2 protein-coding genes and 1 tRNA gene are annotated in these 2080 nt (G+C 67.3%); 1 reads left to right on the top strand and 2 read right to left on the bottom strand.

What is annotated here, in order from left to right; translation table 11 throughout:
- Nucleotides 1-381: 381 nt before the first annotated feature.
- Nucleotides 382-453: transfer RNA gene (locus ACLQ25_RS32535), tRNA-Lys, on the top strand.
- 285 nt (nucleotides 454-738) lie between these two features.
- Here ACLQ25_RS32535 and ACLQ25_RS32530 read toward each other — a convergent pair.
- Both ACLQ25_RS32530 and ACLQ25_RS32525 read right to left on the bottom strand, forming a co-directional pair.
- Entirely contained in the window at nucleotides 739-1116 is a 378-nt protein-coding gene (locus tag ACLQ25_RS32530) for a carboxymuconolactone decarboxylase family protein (RefSeq protein ID WP_425734560.1), read from the bottom strand.
- A gap of 338 nt (nucleotides 1117-1454) precedes the next feature.
- Nucleotides 1455-1898, bottom strand: coding sequence for an SseB family protein (locus ACLQ25_RS32525; RefSeq protein ID WP_425734559.1), 444 nt, complete (start codon nucleotides 1896-1898; stop codon nucleotides 1455-1457).
- Between the last annotated feature and the right edge of the window lie 182 nt (nucleotides 1899-2080).

The following is a 2080-nucleotide window of genomic DNA, read 5'->3' as shown; positions in this document are numbered from 1 at the left end:
ACAAGATCCCCTACCAACCACGGCCGACAGATCAGGCACCCGTCCCCGCTTGACGAAACCCATAGGGACACCCCCCCCGGCCGGCTGACGTACGCCGTCCGGCCCGATCTCCTCCCCGGAGCGGCCACGGCCGGGCTCCCGTTCGCCGTCATGCCGATACCAATTCCCCGGCCGCCCCTCGCCATGCACGTCCGCTCGCCGCTTGATCCATTCCGCCGCTCGCCGCTTGATCCACTCCACATGGCCGACCTGGAGCCATCCCCTGCCCCGGACACCGCCAAATCGCCAATCTTGTGTCGATGACGTGCGCTGGCGAGGGCATCGACGGCCGGCCGGAAGCCGAGAGCCGGCATCGCTGACTGTCAGGTAACCTGAGCGCGCGGGCCGCTAGCTCAATGGCAGAGCTGTGGACTTTTAATCCATAGGTTCAGGGTTCGAGTCCCTGGCGGCCCACCCTTAACCCCTCCTGAGCTGCAACAACGCCGGGCGAAGATCATCGGGTACAGCCAGGGCACAATCTAGATCCGATCTTGGCCGGGAGAGGTTCCCGCCGCTTGCCGTCTGCCTGCCGCAGAAGGTTGCCCACCAGGCCACGTGGGCGATCCTTCTTCGGCAGCCAGTTGACTTAGGTTTCCAGCGTGATCCGCGGGTTGCTTACATAGACACCGCGGCCCGCACCCCGGATCAAGCGGCGCCGCGGATTCCGGGTCGGCGGCAGACCGGATGGTGGCAGCGTAATCAGCGGTGCTCGCCGAAGACCGCCGCGGCCACCTGGTAGCTGTCGAACGCCCTGGCCGCCCCGGCGTACGCCTCCAGGTGGATGAAGAGCTCGACGATCTCCTCCTTGGTCACGCCGGACGTCAGCGCGATGCGCAACTGCCCCCGCAGCGGCTCGTGGGTGCCCAGCGCCGCCGCGACGGCCACCGAGATCAGGCAACGGCTCCGCAGGTCCAGGCCCGGTCGCGGCCACGAGTCGCCGAAGGTGTGCTCGGTCGCCAGCCGCCGGAAGTCCTGACCGACCGCGGGTTCCCCGTCGGCCAGCGGCAGGGTCAACGGTTGGCCGAGGAGGCGTTCCGCGGTGTCGAGGGCCTGCTGGTGTCGGGAATCGTCGGGCATGCGTTGCCACCTCCGCACGTGTCAGCCGATCGACTGCCGTTCGGTTCCAGCATCGCGCCTACCCCGGCGTTCGGTCGGCCGTTCCCGGAGACCGGTGGTCGGCATAGCATCGGATGCGGCAGAGCGCCTGCCCGCGCCCGGTGCGTCAGCCCAGGCCTGAAGAGGCGGCAGCGGTGGAGGTTGCCGCCGCTCGCGTGAAGAAGGCCCAGATCATCAAAGAGTTGGGCGTCCCAGCCGCTACCGCCCTCGACCCTGAGGGGATCGAGGAGCCTAGGGGCGGCAGGTTGGCCGCCGACGAAACGAGATGAATTGGCTGCCTGAGGGTGCGATGCCGGCCCTTAACCGCGCTTCCACCAAGGCCGCCGGCCCGGCGCTTCGGTGGTAGTCGGCGTCAGTAGGGACTGGGCGGCTGACTTGCTGATGACCAGACTGATCTCGCAGACGGCGCTGTTGACGAGAACGCCTTCACAGTCGGGGTCGGTCGTGGCCATCTGGAGGAGAACCTCGCCCGACACGCCTGCGTTGAACCGGGGACCAAAGTTGCGTAGTGCCGCTTCGGGATCGGCGTATGCCAGCAAGCGTGTCCGTCCGTCGCCGTGAGTGGTGCTGCCCGCGCCAAGGTTGCCGTCGGCGATCTGCACTTGCGCGCCATGGGCGTCCACCCCGGTAGCCACAATGCCGACGGTGGAGGACCGGAAAAGCCTGAGAAAGCGCTCATAGCTCTCTGGGGTCTTGGTTTCCGCGTGCTCCGACATGACATCGGACAGCGGGGTTTCACTCACGCAGCGGACGATAGCCTGCTCGCCGGACGTAGACCAAGGCAGGCTGTTGAGCGGCAACACGTCCCGCTTCAACATCTGAAGTCGGCCCACCGCAGCGCGGGACCAGGGGGTGTCCCTATGGGTTTCGTCAAGCGGGGACGGGTGCCTGATCTGTCGGCCGTGGTTGGTAGGGGATCTTGTCG

Origin of the sequence: Micromonospora sp. DT44 (genome assembly GCF_049841635.1) — a bacterium.
Lineage (GTDB): Bacteria > Actinomycetota > Actinomycetes > Mycobacteriales > Micromonosporaceae > Micromonospora.
The sequence above is the reverse complement of the archived record's forward strand: the minus strand, read 5'-3'. Positions and strand labels throughout refer to the sequence as shown.